This window comes from Leptolyngbya sp. FACHB-1624, assembly GCF_047649235.1.
Taxonomy (GTDB): domain Bacteria; phylum Cyanobacteriota; class Cyanobacteriia; order Leptolyngbyales; family Leptolyngbyaceae; genus Leptolyngbya; species Leptolyngbya boryana.
Map to the genome: position 1 here is coordinate 326,120 of NZ_CP180258.1, position 15,284 is coordinate 341,403.

General features: G+C 47.5%; 15 protein-coding genes. 1 reads left to right on the top strand and 14 read right to left on the bottom strand.

What is annotated here, in order from left to right:
• Positions 1 to 76: 76 nt before the first annotated feature.
• The 10 genes from ACMUEV_RS01455 to fraC all read right to left on the bottom strand — a co-directional run bounded on the left by ACMUEV_RS01455 (position 77) and on the right by fraC (position 8,558).
• Complete coding sequence (locus tag ACMUEV_RS01455; protein WP_017291074.1) at positions 77 to 757, bottom strand: potassium channel family protein; 681 nt, start codon at positions 755 to 757, stop codon at positions 77 to 79.
• A gap of 57 nt (positions 758 to 814) precedes the next feature.
• Positions 815 to 1,021, bottom strand: a complete 207-nt coding sequence (locus ACMUEV_RS01460; RefSeq protein WP_190649630.1) for a glycogen debranching protein — start codon at positions 1,019 to 1,021, stop codon at positions 815 to 817.
• 49 nt (positions 1,022 to 1,070) lie between these two features.
• Positions 1,071 to 1,547, bottom strand: a complete 477-nt coding sequence (locus tag ACMUEV_RS01465) for a GNAT family N-acetyltransferase (protein WP_190649628.1) — start codon at positions 1,545 to 1,547, stop codon at positions 1,071 to 1,073.
• Between the two features lie 46 nt (positions 1,548 to 1,593).
• Complete coding sequence (gene glmM, locus ACMUEV_RS01470; protein WP_190649626.1) at positions 1,594 to 3,030, bottom strand: phosphoglucosamine mutase; 1,437 nt, start codon at positions 3,028 to 3,030, stop codon at positions 1,594 to 1,596.
• 93 nt (positions 3,031 to 3,123) lie between these two features.
• Positions 3,124 to 3,423, bottom strand: a complete 300-nt coding sequence (locus tag ACMUEV_RS01475) for a hypothetical protein (protein ID WP_017291070.1) — start codon at positions 3,421 to 3,423, stop codon at positions 3,124 to 3,126.
• Positions 3,424 to 3,454: 31 nt separating this feature from the next.
• A complete protein-coding gene (locus ACMUEV_RS01480; RefSeq protein ID WP_190649624.1) occupies positions 3,455 to 4,060 on the bottom strand; it encodes a DUF3177 family protein in 606 nt (201 codons plus the stop codon).
• Positions 4,061 to 4,119: 59 nt separating this feature from the next.
• Entirely contained in the window at positions 4,120 to 5,937 is a 1,818-nt protein-coding gene (locus ACMUEV_RS01485; protein ID WP_017291068.1) for an ATP-binding protein, read from the bottom strand.
• 178 nt (positions 5,938 to 6,115) lie between these two features.
• A complete protein-coding gene (locus ACMUEV_RS01490; protein WP_017291067.1) occupies positions 6,116 to 6,916 on the bottom strand; it encodes an ABC transporter permease in 801 nt (266 codons plus the stop codon).
• A gap of 52 nt (positions 6,917 to 6,968) precedes the next feature.
• Complete coding sequence (locus ACMUEV_RS01495; protein WP_017291066.1) at positions 6,969 to 8,012, bottom strand: DUF5357 family protein; 1,044 nt, start codon at positions 8,010 to 8,012, stop codon at positions 6,969 to 6,971.
• Positions 8,013 to 8,024: 12 nt separating this feature from the next.
• Positions 8,025 to 8,558: a filament integrity protein FraC gene (gene fraC, locus ACMUEV_RS01500; RefSeq protein WP_190649623.1), complete on the bottom strand. Its 534-nt coding sequence runs from the start codon at positions 8,556 to 8,558 to the stop codon at positions 8,025 to 8,027.
• 156 nt (positions 8,559 to 8,714) lie between these two features.
• Here fraC and ACMUEV_RS01505 point away from each other — a divergent pair, with 156 nt between their 5' ends.
• On the top strand, positions 8,715 to 9,596 hold the full coding sequence (locus ACMUEV_RS01505; protein WP_190649621.1) for an S-methyl-5'-thioadenosine phosphorylase: 882 nt from the start codon (positions 8,715 to 8,717) through the stop codon (positions 9,594 to 9,596).
• Here ACMUEV_RS01505 and ACMUEV_RS01510 read toward each other — a convergent pair.
• Genes ACMUEV_RS01510 through hepA form a run of 4 tightly spaced genes read right to left on the bottom strand, consistent with a single transcriptional unit; the run spans position 9,583 to position 15,225 of the window.
• Positions 9,583 to 11,004 (bottom strand): O-antigen ligase domain-containing protein, encoded by a 1,422-nt coding sequence (locus ACMUEV_RS01510; protein WP_190649618.1) that lies wholly within the window; start codon positions 11,002 to 11,004, stop codon positions 9,583 to 9,585. The genes ACMUEV_RS01505 and ACMUEV_RS01510 overlap by 14 nt on opposite strands.
• Positions 11,005 to 11,007: 3 nt before the next feature.
• Positions 11,008 to 12,147 (bottom strand): glycosyltransferase family 4 protein, encoded by a 1,140-nt coding sequence (locus ACMUEV_RS01515; protein ID WP_190649617.1) that lies wholly within the window; start codon positions 12,145 to 12,147, stop codon positions 11,008 to 11,010.
• A gap of 12 nt (positions 12,148 to 12,159) precedes the next feature.
• Positions 12,160 to 13,323, bottom strand: coding sequence for a glycosyltransferase family 4 protein (locus ACMUEV_RS01520; RefSeq protein WP_190649615.1), 1,164 nt, complete (start codon positions 13,321 to 13,323; stop codon positions 12,160 to 12,162).
• Between the two features lie 36 nt (positions 13,324 to 13,359).
• On the bottom strand, positions 13,360 to 15,225 hold the full coding sequence (gene hepA, locus ACMUEV_RS01525) for a heterocyst formation ABC transporter subunit HepA (protein WP_190649613.1): 1,866 nt from the start codon (positions 15,223 to 15,225) through the stop codon (positions 13,360 to 13,362).
• Between the last annotated feature and the right edge of the window lie 59 nt (positions 15,226 to 15,284).

Sequence of the window (15,284 nt, forward strand, 5' to 3'; positions counted from 1 at the left end):
ACCGTGAAAAAAAATCCCCTTACCTTGTTCGATCGGGGAAGGGGGAAATGCACTAAACTCTACCTTCTCAAAACTTCTACTCAGCGCACTTTTGCATGAAATCAATGACCTCGTGCATAAATCCGGGTTTAGTAACCATTAAAACGGTCGAACCCGGCTCTAAAATCGTGCTCCCATTCGGAATCGCCAGATCCATATGTGCATGAGGCTGATAGCCAATGATCAATGACCCCTTTGGAAATCGAGAATCTTGTGCAACTTCAGCCACACTGCGTCCGACTACATTGCAATTTGCAGGAATTGCCAGCTTAAAGACTTCAATCTGACCTTGCTCGAAGTGCATCATCGATTCTACTTCGGGGTATTCGATGACATTCACCATCGTCGAAACCGCAAGCTCGATCGCATTAACCACATGCGTTGCTCCAGCAAGGCGATAAGGCTCAGCAAAATCCTTGTGCCGCATTCTCACCAAAATATTCGGCACACCATAATGCTTTGCCAAAGTCGCCATTGCCAGATTTAAAGCATCACTTCTCAGAACTGCTGCGATCGCATCTGCCTTGCGAATGCCCGCTTCGAGCAAAACTTCTGTGCTGACTGCACTGCCTTCAAAAGCAATCACTCCCAACTGCTCACGAGCATATCGACAAGCCGCAGGATTCACATCAATCACTGCAACCGTGTGCCCTAGATCGATCAGACGTTGAGCCAAACTCACCCCAATCAGACCCGCGCCCCCGATTAACACGTACATAAACTTCTCTCCTGCAAGCTCCGCTTATAGCTTAGAGCAAGGTGAAAGAATTGGCAGCTAATCGAGCTTCAACGAATTGACAGGAACTTCATCCCAAGAGCTGACTTCTCGCATCCGAGCGATCCAACCATCTGCTTTTTGATCTGCGGTGAGGTTCTCTTCAAAGGATTGATGGCATTCATTTGCTTGCGTTTCATCGCAGCAGGCAATGCAGGCATACATCAGTCCAGATGGATCAACTTGTTCATTTACCCAAATTGTCATGGTCGTATCCTCTAGAATCCTACAGAAAATTTTGACATATTTATTTCGGTTAGAAAGCTGACATTTGTAACAAAGCCTCGCCTGTAACGCGACAAATTCGCCAGTCTGGAAGCACTGTTGCACCCATCCGTTCATAGAACCCGATCGCACTCTCATTCCAGTCCAGAACGCTCCATTCTAAGCGCCCACAGTCTTGCTCTAAGGCAATTTGAGCCAATTGAGTCAGGAGTGCTTTTCCAATCCCTTGACCCCGATATTCTGGTAAAACAAACAGGTCTTCCAGATAGATTCCTGGCTTTGTAAGGAAAGTTGAATAGTTATAAAAATATAATGCAAACCCGATCGCGTGTTCATGGACGGTTGCCACGATCGCTTCAACTACAGGCTTTTCGCCGAAGAGATGTGTGTGAAGCTGCTCGATCGAGCCTGTAACCTGATGCGAGAGTTTTTCGTACTCTGCTAATGCCTGAATCAGCGAGAAAATTGCTGGAACATCAGCCGGGAGTGCAGCACGAATTTGAAACATAAGTACAGTCAGGGTGAGAAACAACAGCACTCACCCTACCGCATCTTTAGGTCAGATGTTGCTGAACAGTCGCAACTAAGCGCTCTGTCCAATGTTCTACCAGATCAGAACTTTCTGCCTCAACCATGACTCGGATTACTGGCTCTGTTCCGGATGCACGGACTAAGATGCGTCCACGATCGCCCATTGCCGCTTCAGCTTCAGAAATTGCGTCTTGAACGGCTGCGTTGTGATGCCAGTTCAAGCGCTGAGTCCGATCTTCGACCCGCACATTGCGAAGCAGTTGAGGATAGGTCTTGAAACTGCGATCGACTAATTCTGCCAAGTTTCCACCCGATTGCTGAATCAAGCTTGCTAAGTGCAACGCCGTTAACAATCCGTCTCCACTGACGCTGTGTTGTGGACACAAAATATGTCCAGACTGTTCACCGCCCAAAGCAGCCCCATGCTTGATCATGTCGGCATGAACATACTGATCGCCAACCGAAGCTCGGATTAACTGACCGCCTAACTTTTCCCAAGCCCGTTCAAATCCAAGATTTGACATCACCGTAGCCACGATCGTGGCTCCTGGGAGTTGTCCTGCTGCTAAAAGGTGCTTGCCCCAAAGGTAGAGAATGTAGTCTCCATCGACTGTCCGACCTTGGCTATCGACCGCTAAGACGCGATCGGCATCGCCATCAAACGCAAATCCAACATCTGCTCCCTGCTCTTTCACCGCAGCTTTTAGCAAATTCAAATGCGTTGAGCCACAATTGACATTAATGCGATCGCCATCGGGATCAGCATGTAATACCGTCACATCCGCACCCAAAGACCGGAAAACATCTGCGGCAGAGCGAGTCGCCGCACCCCACGCCAAATCTAAAACGACTTTCAATCCAGCAAAGGGTTCAGCCGATTCAGCCATCAACGGTTGCTGAATTGCTTGAATATATTGCTCAATCAATTCGGAGCGATGGAAATGCTGTCCCCATTGCGAGGAAATGGATGCAATTTTTCTTTCTCCTCGCAGACAAGCTTCAATTTGCTTTTGAAGTTCTGACGCGAGTTTCGAGCCATCTGAATTAAAAAACTTGATGCCATTATCCTCGGGTGGGTTGTGACTAGCAGAAATCATCACACCGCCGATCGCCTCACTGTAGTGCGTTAAATGCGCTACTACTGGAGTCGGACACAATCCTAAATCCCACACTTCTAAGCCTGCTGCGGTCAATCCTGCAGAAAGTGCCATTGCCAGCATATTGCTTGAATTGCGCGAATCTTGACCAATGACGATCGGGGCGCGATTTCCGGAACCTAAAACCTGTCCAGCCCAATATCCGATCTGCATCGCCAAGGGAGCCGTCAGCAAGTCTCCAGCCTTCCCTCGAATCCCATCCGTTCCAAACAAAGCAGACTCTGGCAAAGGTAACGCTTCCCAGTGTTGGGAACGGGAAGAAAAGCGGCTGAGCGATTCAGCCTTTGATGGCAATGACACCATAGATAACTCACATCCTCACACAAAATAACTGTGGTTAAACCGTTGCACCCTTGCAGTCTATCTCACACTGAGGCGTATCTCTAGGTATTTAGACTACACCCCAGCCGCATCTAACAGCCGTTGGAACTCCAGCCAACTCAATCCCTGCTCGACAAATCGTGGATGATTGGGATTGTAAGGACTCTCCAAGCGATCGACAGATTGCACGATCGCATCATCCGGCAGCACAGGCATATCCGGATCGAATGAGGTTGGATTCATCAGCGAACTGGAGAATCCCTTAAAAATCGCAATTTGATCAGGCTGTCCTTCTGCCTCGATCGACACCAATAAGACTTCATTGGGGCACTTAATGGTGTACTGCTCTAAACGCTGTCCAATTGAATGACTCATGGGAAAACTGATGAATAGATAAACACAAGGACTAATTTTCCATCGCAGAGCGTTTCCGCTTCCCGAGACGGAAAAAGACGAAGTAGCCTAAATAGAGAATGTAGATGACCAGTCCGACAATGCCAAAAAATCCCAGAACAAAGGGTCTGACTCCAGAGTGAAGATATTCTCTGAACAAGAACGGTGGATCTAGCCAAACTCGGCAAGCTGCATCTCCTAAAATCTGCTGACTCGCCAAGGTTGCACAGCGTAAGACTGGGATTTGTCCAATCACCCCGATCGCACAATAGACTGAAACTGCCCAGCGCCAAGACACCAGCGCCAATTTCAGCGAACTCGACGGCGAATCGCGAATTTCTTCATTCAAATCTGCCCAATACCAAAGCCCGATCGGAATCAGAATTCTCGCAAGCCAACCAGAGAAAAACCCGATCGGCAATACACCAATCAGTAAATAGAGGGTAATCGCCAACAAGCTAGAAACGCGCCAATAAATCAAGAGCAATCTTTGCAGGGCTTCAACCTGTTGTACGGTCGCCCAAATCAGGAGAGCGAGTGGCAAGATGACAGTGAACAAGACTGCCAAACGGTAATCTGTCCAAACGATTGAAGATAACCAGGCGGGAACGTCTTGCATAACTCAAAAATATAAACGGGTAGCTCAGCCTAACCAGTATATAAAGGAAACCTAGAATTTCAGCGTTTTTGGCTGTACCTTGCAACAGTTTGCGCTAAAGCATTGAGATCAATCGGCTTTGAGACGTAATCAACAGCTCCGGCTTCGAGACATTTTTCACGATCGCCTTTCATTGCCATTGCGGTTTGGACGATCACCGGAATGGAGCGATAGCGTTTTCTCGATCGTAACTGCTGGGTCAGCGTTAAACCATTCACTTCAGGTAGATGAATGTCCATCAAAATCACGGCAGGAATCGATTGCTTGAGAGATTGCCACATCTCTTTGCTGTCTTTTGACCAGGTGACTTCGTAGCCGAGTTTGCATAGATAAGTGATGATCAAGCGGGCATTGTGGGCGTTGTCTTCGACGAGGAGGATGTGGTTGGAGCGGGTGGGGTTAAGGGGAGTGGGGGAGTGGGGGAGTGGGGGAGTGGGGAGATGGGGAGTGGGGGAGAGGCAGAGTTGGTTGGGGGGGGAGGTGGGATCGGTATTGATGGGCATGGTGAGTGGGAGCGCGATCGTGAAGCGAGAACCAACGCCGAGTTCTGAGTCGAGGCGTACCCATCCACCGTGTAGTTCGGCAAGTTTTTGGGTGAGTGTTAGACCTAAACCTGTGCCTTCACCGGGGGTCGCGTTTTTCAGTTGGGTGTAGGGGCGAAAGAGGAGTTGCTGTTGTTCGGGCGAGATGCCTGTGCCTGTATCCCAGACGATGAAGTGCATGAAATCATCGATCGCTTTAACTTCTAAGCCGACCGACCCACGCTCGGTAAATTTCAGGGCATTGGAGAGCAAGTTGAATAGCATTTGCTTCAGCCGGAGTGGATCGGCTGCAATGGTTGTGATTTCGGGTGCGACGACGAGTTTGAGGGGTAGCCCTTTATCGTTTGCTTTTTCCTGGACGAGTTTGAGTGCAAGTTTGCAGACTTCGATGACATCGATCGTTTCTTGCTGGAGAGTAAGCTGATTGGCTTCGATTTTGGACAGATCGAGAATGTCATTAATCAGAGCGAGAAGATGCTGACCACTGCTGAGAATGATTTTTAGGTATTCCTGGTGGCGTAAGTTAGAGGGATTGTAGCCTTGCTCTCTGAGCAGGTGAGTGAAACCGAGAATTGAACTGAGCGGAGTACGGATCTCGTGGCTGGTGTTGGCGAGAAATTCGCTTTTGAGTTTGCTAATTTGGCTGAGTTCTTGGTTTTGTGCTTTTAGGGCTTGGCATTGCTCGATTAATGCTTCGGTCTTTTTGCCGTGGCGAATCACTTGCACCGTTTGGGAAATCGCGCGACTGACGCATTGATCGCGCAGTTGAATCAATATCGGATCGATCGCTGTTGAAGAAATTGGAGAAGAAACGGTTACGAGCCAGCCGTAAGTCGTTTTGCGATCGCACAATTCCCAAGCGTTTTGCCATTCTAATTGCCGGAGGTTCTGTAGAGCAGCGAGTTCAAAGGTGCGACCGAGTTCGAGTTCGATCGCATGACGGGCGATGCAAATCGAAGGGCTAAGTTGCACCATTGATCCGGCTAAATGCTGAATCTCAAATTGGTCAGCTTGATCAGCTTGGTCAGCTTCCATCGGCAGGGCAATTGCTACGATTTCACCCGATAAGGCGTGACCGAGTTCGTCCGCGAGCATTTGCCAGAGTTTCGCTTCCGTCGGCTCCGAATTTAAACTGTCTTGGAGACGAGCATTTAAATGATTTAAGAAGCGCTCAATCCAAAGTTCGGCTGCAAGTTGATTGGTCGCGCAGGAATCAGATTGCGTGAAAACTTGGCGCAGTGAGGCGCTGATCGCATTGCCTCGAATCGTTTGATGTAGATGCAGTTGCGTAGTCATGCCGCAGTCTCAATCATTGAACGGGTGAAGGTCTGAAACGGCAATCTGATAACTCTGGGGGTGAGATGAGATTGTGAATTAGGTTCACCAACTATCGTACCGAGATCTACGGATGACTTAGAACGGGCAGGGTGGGCACTTAACTAAAGCCTTAAGATTGGGTACGGAAGTATGAAGCTTAGAATTCCCGCCGTGAAAAAATTAGCGACGCGATCGTCAGAACAAACGCAATATAAAGAAATGCATAGAGTGCGTTGCCTAATAAAATCTGTGGAGCCGGAATCAGGTTATAGACCGCTTGATTCTTCAAATCCAACCGTGTCAGGTCAGGCAAGACTAAGTACAGTCCTTGAGTAACGGTTTCAATCACAGGATTTTTAGTCAGTTTGCCAAACTTCACAATGTCTGGGCTGAGTTGTCCCATCAGGTATATCCCGAAGCTCAACATCATCGCCAGCAGTGAACTTGTAAAAACACCGAAGAGAATGGCGATCGCACTAATCAACGACAATTGCAGCAGCAGAAACCCCGATGAGATCAGCAAATTGGGCAGAGAAAACGGAATTTTTTCCACCAATAAAATGCCGACTGCAATCAGACTCATAGCTGCAATCAAAACAGCCAAGACTGCAGACAGCCCCAAATGTTTACCAATGATGAACTCGGCGCGGCTCACAGGTTTCGCAATCAGCACGAAGACGGTGCGTTTCTCAATTTCTTTATTCACTAAGCCTGTGCCGATGAAAATTGCCACGATCAGTCCAATCACTGGCATCGTGGCAAGGGCGAGATCGAGCAGAATTTTTTTCTCAGTCGTAGCCGCGATTTCGGGCAGGAGATAATTGGCGAGGATGAGTGCGCCTGCATAAAACATGACGAGATAAAGAATGCGATCGCGCATCACTTCTCGAAACACATTCGATGCGATCGCACCGATCCGATTGAAGGTGCTACCAATCGTCAAGACTGCCTCACTCATTGCTTTCTCCTTGCTCCATGGGAAAATCAGATTCCTCATTTTGCCCGAAGAATCACAGTTTGGCTTGTTCGATTTGTTTCGGTTGGGTGATGGCTCCACACTGAACCGTCCCAACCAGTTTTGGCGTCGTCGGAGCGGTTGCAGGCGGAGAAGCATTATCGAAATTGAACTGGGTCGCGGGTCCTTGTCTTCGAGCTTGGGCAATGCGGCAGATTCGGCTCAACTCATATCCGCCGCGACGAGAGGTCGGTCCTGTCCAAGTCGCTCTGAGTTGCAAATCATACGCATCTGAAATCACATTAGCATTGAGATTCCATAACTCTGCTTCGGCGACTTTGGGCAGTTGCGATTTCACCTGCTGCTGCAATTCTGGAACTTGTCGATCGAGTTGTTCTAGCCAGCGTTCTACTTCTGACCAAGGTTTTCCTTCAAGGTCGGAACGAACTCTTTGAGCGGCAAGGTTCAAGATATCTGCACCTCTCGATAACGCTGCCGCCTTGTCAAATTCCTGGGGTCGCCAGACAAAAGCGCTCCGGCTGAGGTTATCGGCTCGGAGTGAAGGATATTGCGTCATCCAAGTATTGATTTGGAAGTAAAACTGAAACCAACAGCTGAGGACTAAATTCGAGAGCATCAGCAGAATGATGTCTTGGCGGTGTCCTTTGTTGGGATTCGTGTAGATGGGGCTTTTGGTTTTGGGATCGGATTTGACAAATTTTGGGGCTGCCCAAACAATCGACGAAATCGGAGGCCAACTGATGAATGCGGCTTGAGTCGGAATCGTTCTGCCTTCGATCGTGCCGAAAAACCAAATACAAATCAGCGCGCCGACAATCCAAGGTCCGAGAAATAAGTTAAAAAACGTGAGTTTCTTTTTGACATTCGGTTCGTAGACAAACCACCAAACGCCTAAAACCAGGAACAGCCAGCCAAAGGATGAAATGATCCGTTGGGCAATTTGTGGCGCTGGGGACGTGGTGAGCGCAGCCACGACTGCGCTAAAGATACTCAAAAATATTAGCGTTTGCCAGGATGCCCACTGAGGGGGCTGCAAGAGTTTACGAATTTCTTTAACAATATCGGTGATGAATGCCATACGTGGATGCGATTAAAAATTATTAGGCGGTTCAGAAAATGTCCGAATCGCGATGATCAAGGTGATGGCGCTAAAACTGGCGGCATTTGCCCAAAGCACTGCTAGGGCACGATTTGGGATTTCTGAGAATGCCTGACGCTGAGCTTTTCTGCCTTGAAATTTGGTACGATCGCGGACTTCGATTTCGACTGGCTTTTTATTTTCCAAGATTAAGTCGAGCCAATTGAGGCTTTGGAGTTTTACAACAAATGTGCCTAAAAAGGTCAAGAACGCTAAGCCAATCAGCACAGGCGGAGTGCTGGTCAGATCAAAGAAAATATAGTTAATTAATTGCTGTCGCCAAGTGGGAGGAAGCCAAGGCTCAATGACGAAAAACAAAAACCAGCCCGCGACTGTCGAAAGCAAGTTTGCAGTTGCGGCATACTGAATGCTGGACTTTTTCCCAATTCCAAGATATTTCTGCAGCACGAGGGCTTCGACTGCGATCGCTAAGACGATAAAGAGCAGTTGATATAAGATCGCGCGCAGGGGCAACACATCCCACATAATCTGTTTTGCACAAATTTACAAGAAGATTGTAAGTGCAGTTGTTTGGGTTTGCATTAAAAAAATCAGGAAAATTAGGGGGTTCGCCACTATTTTGCGTTATTTCTGCGGGTTGAGCGATCGCATAGTCTGAGTAAAAATTTCGGCACAAGTTATATGTCTCAAGTCAAAATCGGCATTCTCGGCGGCAGTGGTCTTTACAAAATGGAGGCACTCAAAGATATCGAAGAAATTCAGATCGAAACGCCATTCGGCTCTCCGTCGGATGCGCTCATTGTGGGAACTTTAGAAGGAACCCGCGTGGCTTTTCTAGCGCGGCATGGACGTAATCATCATTTATTGCCATCTGAATTACCGTTTCGCGCCAATATTTATGCGATGAAGAGTCTGGGCGTTGAGTATCTGATTTCAGCTTCAGCGGTTGGGTCGTTGCAAGCAGAAATGAAGCCGTTGGATATGGTCATTCCGGATCAGTTTATCGATCGTACCTTTGGGCGAATGGGGACATTCTTTGGAGACGGCATTGTCGCTCACGTTGCTTTTGGCGATCCAGTCTGTCTTCAGTTGGCAAAAGTGTTAGGCGATGCAGTTGAGAGTTTGCAGCTTGAAGGCGTAACGCTGCATCGAGGGGGAACTTATGTGTGCATGGAAGGACCAGCCTTTTCAACAAAAGCAGAATCGAATTTACATCGGAGTTGGGGTGCTTCGGTGATTGGCATGACGAATTTACCCGAAGCAAAATTAGCACGCGAAGCGGAGATTGCTTATGCGACGCTGGCTTTAGTCACCGATTACGATTGTTGGCATCCCGATCATGATAGTGTCACCGTCGAAATGGTGATTGGAAATTTGCAACGCAATGCAGTGAATGCTCAAAAAGTGATTTTAGAAACGGTGCGGCGATTGAGCAAAAATCCGCCTGTGTCTGACGCCCATTCGGCATTGAAGTATGCAATTTTAACGCCAAAAGATCAGGTTTCAGCAGAGGCGAAAACACGCTTGGAATTCCTGTTACAGAAGTACTTTACTGAGGAATAGACGGCTCAGGATCGGTTGCAGGAAAGGGTTGCAGATAGTAGAGCCGAGCTGCTGCTGCTAAGCCAATAAAGCCCCAAAGTACTAATCCGAATGGAGCCAGCATGACGGTATTCAAGCTAATTTGCGAAACGGTCGCGAGTACGATCGCTCGGCAAGCTCCCACAAACGGATCGATCGCGGCTTCCCGTCCTTGCATCATGCTAAAAATCAGTAATACTAATCCAGCAACATAAGGAATCGTGCCAAACCAACCGAGATTCAAAAGCAAGGTGAGAATTCCACTGTCATTCCCCCCAATATTTGCGTCTCGAATCACATAGCCAATACCGCGCCCTTCTACTTCAACGAGTGCATCATTGAGCAAATTCGTATAGCCAATACTACGATCGACAAAGCTGCCGTCTTGCTGTCCTTGAAACAAGGTTTGTACCCGTGAACTGATCACAGTGGAGAAAGGCTCGATCGCCGTTAAGGGCAAGATGACCAGCGACATCACCATTAAGGTGACGATCAATCGCATCTGCAATCGCGGTTTCAAGGATGGAATAAACACAACTAAGCCGATAAACCAACTTAACCAAGCTGTTCTTGCCAAGGTTAAAAGTAAGGTCAGATAGCCTACAGCGGATGCCGCAATTTTGAGCGGATTTTTGATTGCAAACAGTAACAGCACGCAGGCAACGAGTATACAGGCAAAGGGTTGGGGCGAATGCATTGTGCTCCAAACTCGAATGCGTAACGGATCGGGAGTTCCAAACGAGTAGATCTTCATGATTGCAATCAGATTTTGCAGCCAAAACTGATCCCACAGAGGCGCAAACAAAAACTGAATAATTCCATAGCTCCCCATCACGATCGTTCCCCAGAGAAAGGTACGCTCAGTCACTCGCTTGAGTTCTGGAAATTGTCGCCACTTTGAAAAGAGGTGGTATCCAAAAACAATTGGGGTGAGCCAATTTAACAGCGCGATAATCACCGTTTGCGGTTGAAAACTGAGCAAGCCGATAAACGCTCCGTACAGAACTGCGATCGCCGAAAGTACAAACGGTAACCCATTCCCACGAATTGCTTTTGGCAATTGAGTGAGCAAGGTCAAACTCGCGAGAAATGACACGAGAAAGGGTGCCAGTAACACTGGATTGGGGTCAAGCCAGCCCGCTTGCCAATCGATCATCCGCCGCACCAAGGGTGTGAGGAACCACAACCACCAGGTAAACCCAACATAAAAGAGCGGGTATCGAAAGAACAGTAATGCTCCGACAACTAAGCTTCCAGTAGGAAAAATAAAACGAAGGACTGAACCAACATTGGCAGCGAGACATAGTACAGTCAAGGCAACAAGGGCACCAATCATCAGCCAAGGCTCTGAGACTTGCGGAGTTTTAGGTTGGGGTTGAGCGGTGTACATTAGCTAAGCCCTCATGCGTTGCGCCATTTCATAGAAGTTTAGATTATCCTGAGCAATGTTTTGCCAACTGTATCGCTGTGCCGATCGATAAGCGTTGCGTCGTAAGCGATCGAGGAAAGCCCGATCGAGAATTAAGGTTTCAATCGCTTGCTCAAAAGCTTCACGATCGCGACAGGGTACAATCATTCCGGTTTCTCTATCGCGCACGATTTCTAATGGACCTGGAGCCGTGGTTGTGACGGGTGCGAGTCCACATGCCATCGCTTCGACAAGCGCAACACCAAAGCCTTCGGAAATCGTTGGGAGAACTTTAATGTGATGTCCTTTGAGCAGTTCTGGCAGTTTGTGATTTTCGTAGTAGGGAATGACCGTGACGCGATCGCGCACCTCTGGATCAAAGTCGGCATAAACTTGATCGGCTGAGCATTCTGTTCCAAATAAGCTAACTTCTATTTTGGGATAGCGCTTGAGAATTGCATTCAGTGCAGGGGTTCCGTATTGAATGCCTTTCCGCACGATGTAGCTACTGACTTGGGCAATTCGGATCGGTTCATGCTCGGCTGGAGTCGGCTCAAAGGGTAGATTGAGCATCGTTTCGGGAATGCCATTGGCGACGATATGCGCCCGATCGGGATGAACGCCTAACTGTTCGACGACGAAATCGCGATCGCGTTGATTGAGCAATAAAACGAGGTCAGACTGTCGCATGGAAGTTGCGACTTCCCAAAGGCGAATACTGCCTCGATATAAAGGATATTTCCACTCAAGTTTGAGATGTCCTCGCTGCGATTCTTCGAGATATTCTAAGTGTTCTATGTGTTCTAACCCGTGGCAGCGTGCCACTAAAAGGGGGCGCTGTTTTTGCATTTTTTGTAAACCGAGTCCCCAGATCCAAGCATCTGCTGTGGACGCATCAATCACATCGATCGCAGCATGGCGATGAGAGTGGAGAATTTTTGCAGCAGTGAATTCTGGAAATAAAATAAATCGCGCTAAAGGTGGTAATTTTTTGGGTAAATCGTCGAGCGAGTAAAACTCGACTTCATGCCCTAATTTTTCATATTCTCGCCCCAATCGCCAAGTAACTCCTGGGCCTCCCGCGTTTGGATCAGCGCGATAGTGAAATGTGAATAATGTTCTCATGGGTTTGTTAGATCAGCTTGTTAGATCAAATAGGTTTTTTTCGATACCGTTCACCATGTTTTCATGCGTAAAATACTGTGAGATATGTTGCCGACATCTACTTCCTAAAGACGGATCTTCGGTTCGCCAATCTAAAATGCGATCGAGCTTTTCTGCTAAATCTTGCTCGTTCCCTGGCTCAAATAATAAGTCTGCAAATTCATGAGTGAGAATTTCTGGATTTCCGCCAATTCGACTGGCAACTTTTGGAACGCCACAGGCTAAGGATTCAAACAATCCTAAGCTACAGGGTTCGTTCCAAATGCTCGGTAAAACATTCACATCGCTGGCTTGATAAAGCGATACAGGATCGGTGAGATGTCCCAGGAATTTCACGCGATCGCGGATTCCGAATGTTTCGGCTAACTCGATCAGGGATCTGAGGTAATTCATCCCTTCATCCTCACACTCGTGCCCTTTGGAAAAACTGTAGTGGGTTACAGGTTTTCCTGCAATCAATGTCTGAATTCTTTTTCCTTTCTTGATTAAAGCTGCTGTTGCTTTGATCAGAGTTTCTAGCCCTTTTTCACGGTCAATTCTACCGATATAAGAGATGATTTTAGTGTTGTCGGTGATACCTAGTTTTTGTTGGATAGAAATATAATTTTCAGCAGGTTGAAATCGATTCAGATTGACACCATTGTAGACCACATGAATTAGATCGCTTTTGATGCCAAACCTGACCCAATCTTGCTTGGTTTGTTCTGAAACTGCAATAAAATGATCGACGCCTCGCAATCCAAATTTTCGCTGATGATTGAGATTAAGCGGCGGTAGTTGTAAATAGCACACATAAGGAATGTGCCGAAAAGAAGAAAGAGCATAAGCAAATAACGAAAAATGATAGTCATTGCAAAAAATCAATGAATTTTTAGCCTTCGGAATTTGCCAAAGTTGGATCAGGCTAGGAAGAAATTTCAGAATACTCTTCAAGCTTCGCCAATCGAAACCATAAGCAGAGATGGGAATGGTGCGATCGCAAAATGAAGCATACTGCGGAAGTAGATCACCCGGTTTGAGATACAGCAAAGTAATCCGATGCCCGCGTTGGAATAGCCCTCGACAGATTTCGAGTAGATTTAATTCCTGCCCGCCGCGTTGAGTCGTTGTGTGATTTTCAAGAACAATCAAATGCATCCGTTTTGCAACCTAATGATGTTTTCTCTCCACTCCCTACGCCTTTTCACTCGATCGCATTTCATGCTGAATTTGGTGATAGTGCCAAAGCCGCCCTTGTCGCTCTAGCAACTCCTGATATCGACCTTGCTCGACTAACCGCCCCTGCTCCATCACCACTACTTGATCCGCGCGCATAATCGTCGATAACCGATGCGCGATCGTAATTACGGTTCTGCCTTTCGACAATTGCTCTAGAGACTGTTGAATCAATTGCTCTGATTCAGAATCTAATGCACTGGTTGCTTCATCTAAGATCAAAATTTCTGGATCACGGAGCAATGCCCGCGCGATCGCTAATCTTTGCCGCTGTCCTCCAGATAATCGCACACCGCGATCGCCCAAAATCGTCTCAAATTTCTCCGGCATTTCTAAGATAAATGCCAGTGCATTCGCCTGCACCGCAGCCTGCCAAATCTGTTCGTCAGTCATGTTGGTTAACCCATAAGCAATGTTCTCCCGAACGGTCGTATTGAAAATAAAGGTATCTTGACTGACGATCGCAATCTTCTGCCGCAACGATTTCACAGTAAACGATCGCGCATCTTTGCCATCAAACAAGACATAGCCAGCACTCGGATCGTAAAACCTGGGAATCAAATCGACGAGCGTTGTTTTTCCTGCTCCCGATCCGCCCACGATCGCCGTCACTTTTCCCTTCGGAATCGAGAGGGAGACATCTCGAAGGACGATATGATTTGCGTCATATCCGAAATCAACCGTGAAGAACTCGATCGACTGATGCAACCCTGTAAAAATGCGATCGCCCTCTTGCAAATACGGTTTATCTTCTCGCGCTAACAGTTCCCGCACATTCCGAATCGCGCCCGTCGCTGACAATAGTTGCACTCGGCTCGTATTCATCTCATATATGGCTGGAACGAGCCGAAACAAGATAAACAAAAAAGTCAGTAAAGAGGCAGTTTGTAAACTCCCTTGCTTCACAAAAATCGTGATTGCTAAAACAATCATGCTGATCAAAACGGTCGTTGCTAATCCTTCAGCGAGGGGACGCACAATCGCAAATTGGCGAATCGCTTTCATGCCCGCTTTGACAATGTTGGAGCTAGCTTTATAGAAGCGATCGCGCTCATACTCTTGGGTCGCGAACGCTTGTACGGTGCGAATACCTGTGATAAATTCCAGTGCCGTTGAAGTAAATTGGGCATTCGCGCGCGAAACATCAACACTACTGTTGCGGACGCGCTCATTCACATTCGACAAACAGACGGCAACGAGTGTGAATAAGACGAGTGATGTCAGCGTCAACTGCCATGAGATCGTAAAAAGCAACACGGCGTAGACGGTTAAAGTTAATCCTTTTGTGATAATAAAAGCGATGAGCGTAAATGCAAAATTGAGTCTGCCAATCTCATTCGTTAATGTATTGACCAAATCACCGGACGAAACACGATTGAAATAGCTCAGACTCAACGACTGCAGCTGCTCGAAAATTTGCGTGCGTAAGCGATCGACTAAAGTTTGCTGCGTCAGTTCAGTATAAATCTGAGTCAGATAATTAAATCCAGCCCGTACCCAAGCGGAACATAAAATCAGACCCGAAACCCGCAGCAGCCGTTCGGTCGCATCGCGATCGATGCCCAAAATCCAAACATCGAACCAATGCATCCCGGTTTGAAACGGTTCGAGCGTTGGACTAACTAGGCTTTGCAAAAATGCGAGGAGAAACCCAAATCCAAATCCCTCAAACGCGGCTGAACCAAGTGCAAACAAAATAGCAGCGATCGCGATGTTGGGAAAGTGACGAAATTCTCGGATAAAAAACTCATTTTCTTGCCAAAACCGAGTCGCCCCAAACCATTGTCTTGCGCCTCGTCTGAGATAATGCGGAACCCAAGGCATTCAGGATAAGCCTCATAAAAGATCTAACATGGGTCAGAAAACTTGCGATACAGTGCCAA

Bases quoted from the DNA above. Each gene is read 5' to 3' on its own strand.
- ACMUEV_RS01455 (WP_017291074.1), bottom strand. From the start codon at position 757: ATGTACGTGTTAATCGGGGGCGCGGGTCTGATTGGGGTGAGTTTGGCT.
- hepA (WP_190649613.1), bottom strand. From the start codon at position 15,225: ATGCCTTGGGTTCCGCATTATCTCAGACGAGGCGCAAGACAATGGTTT.
- ACMUEV_RS01485 (WP_017291068.1), bottom strand. From the start codon at position 5,937: ATGACTACGCAACTGCATCTACATCAAACGATTCGAGGCAATGCGATC.
- ACMUEV_RS01465 (WP_190649628.1), bottom strand. From the start codon at position 1,547: ATGTTTCAAATTCGTGCTGCACTCCCGGCTGATGTTCCAGCAATTTTC.
- ACMUEV_RS01495 (WP_017291066.1), bottom strand. From the start codon at position 8,012: ATGGCATTCATCACCGATATTGTTAAAGAAATTCGTAAACTCTTGCAG.
- ACMUEV_RS01520 (WP_190649615.1), bottom strand. From the start codon at position 13,323: ATGCATTTGATTGTTCTTGAAAATCACACAACGACTCAACGCGGCGGG.
- ACMUEV_RS01510 (WP_190649618.1), bottom strand. From the start codon at position 11,004: ATGTACACCGCTCAACCCCAACCTAAAACTCCGCAAGTCTCAGAGCCT.
- ACMUEV_RS01490 (WP_017291067.1), bottom strand. From the start codon at position 6,916: ATGAGTGAGGCAGTCTTGACGATTGGTAGCACCTTCAATCGGATCGGT.
- ACMUEV_RS01460 (WP_190649630.1), bottom strand. From the start codon at position 1,021: ATGACAATTTGGGTAAATGAACAAGTTGATCCATCTGGACTGATGTAT.
- fraC (WP_190649623.1), bottom strand. From the start codon at position 8,558: ATGTGGGATGTGTTGCCCCTGCGCGCGATCTTATATCAACTGCTCTTT.
- ACMUEV_RS01475 (WP_017291070.1), bottom strand. From the start codon at position 3,423: ATGAGTCATTCAATTGGACAGCGTTTAGAGCAGTACACCATTAAGTGC.
- ACMUEV_RS01480 (WP_190649624.1), bottom strand. From the start codon at position 4,060: ATGCAAGACGTTCCCGCCTGGTTATCTTCAATCGTTTGGACAGATTAC.
- glmM (WP_190649626.1), bottom strand. From the start codon at position 3,030: ATGGTGTCATTGCCATCAAAGGCTGAATCGCTCAGCCGCTTTTCTTCC.
- ACMUEV_RS01515 (WP_190649617.1), bottom strand. From the start codon at position 12,147: ATGAGAACATTATTCACATTTCACTATCGCGCTGATCCAAACGCGGGA.
- ACMUEV_RS01505 (WP_190649621.1), top strand. From the start codon at position 8,715: ATGTCTCAAGTCAAAATCGGCATTCTCGGCGGCAGTGGTCTTTACAAA.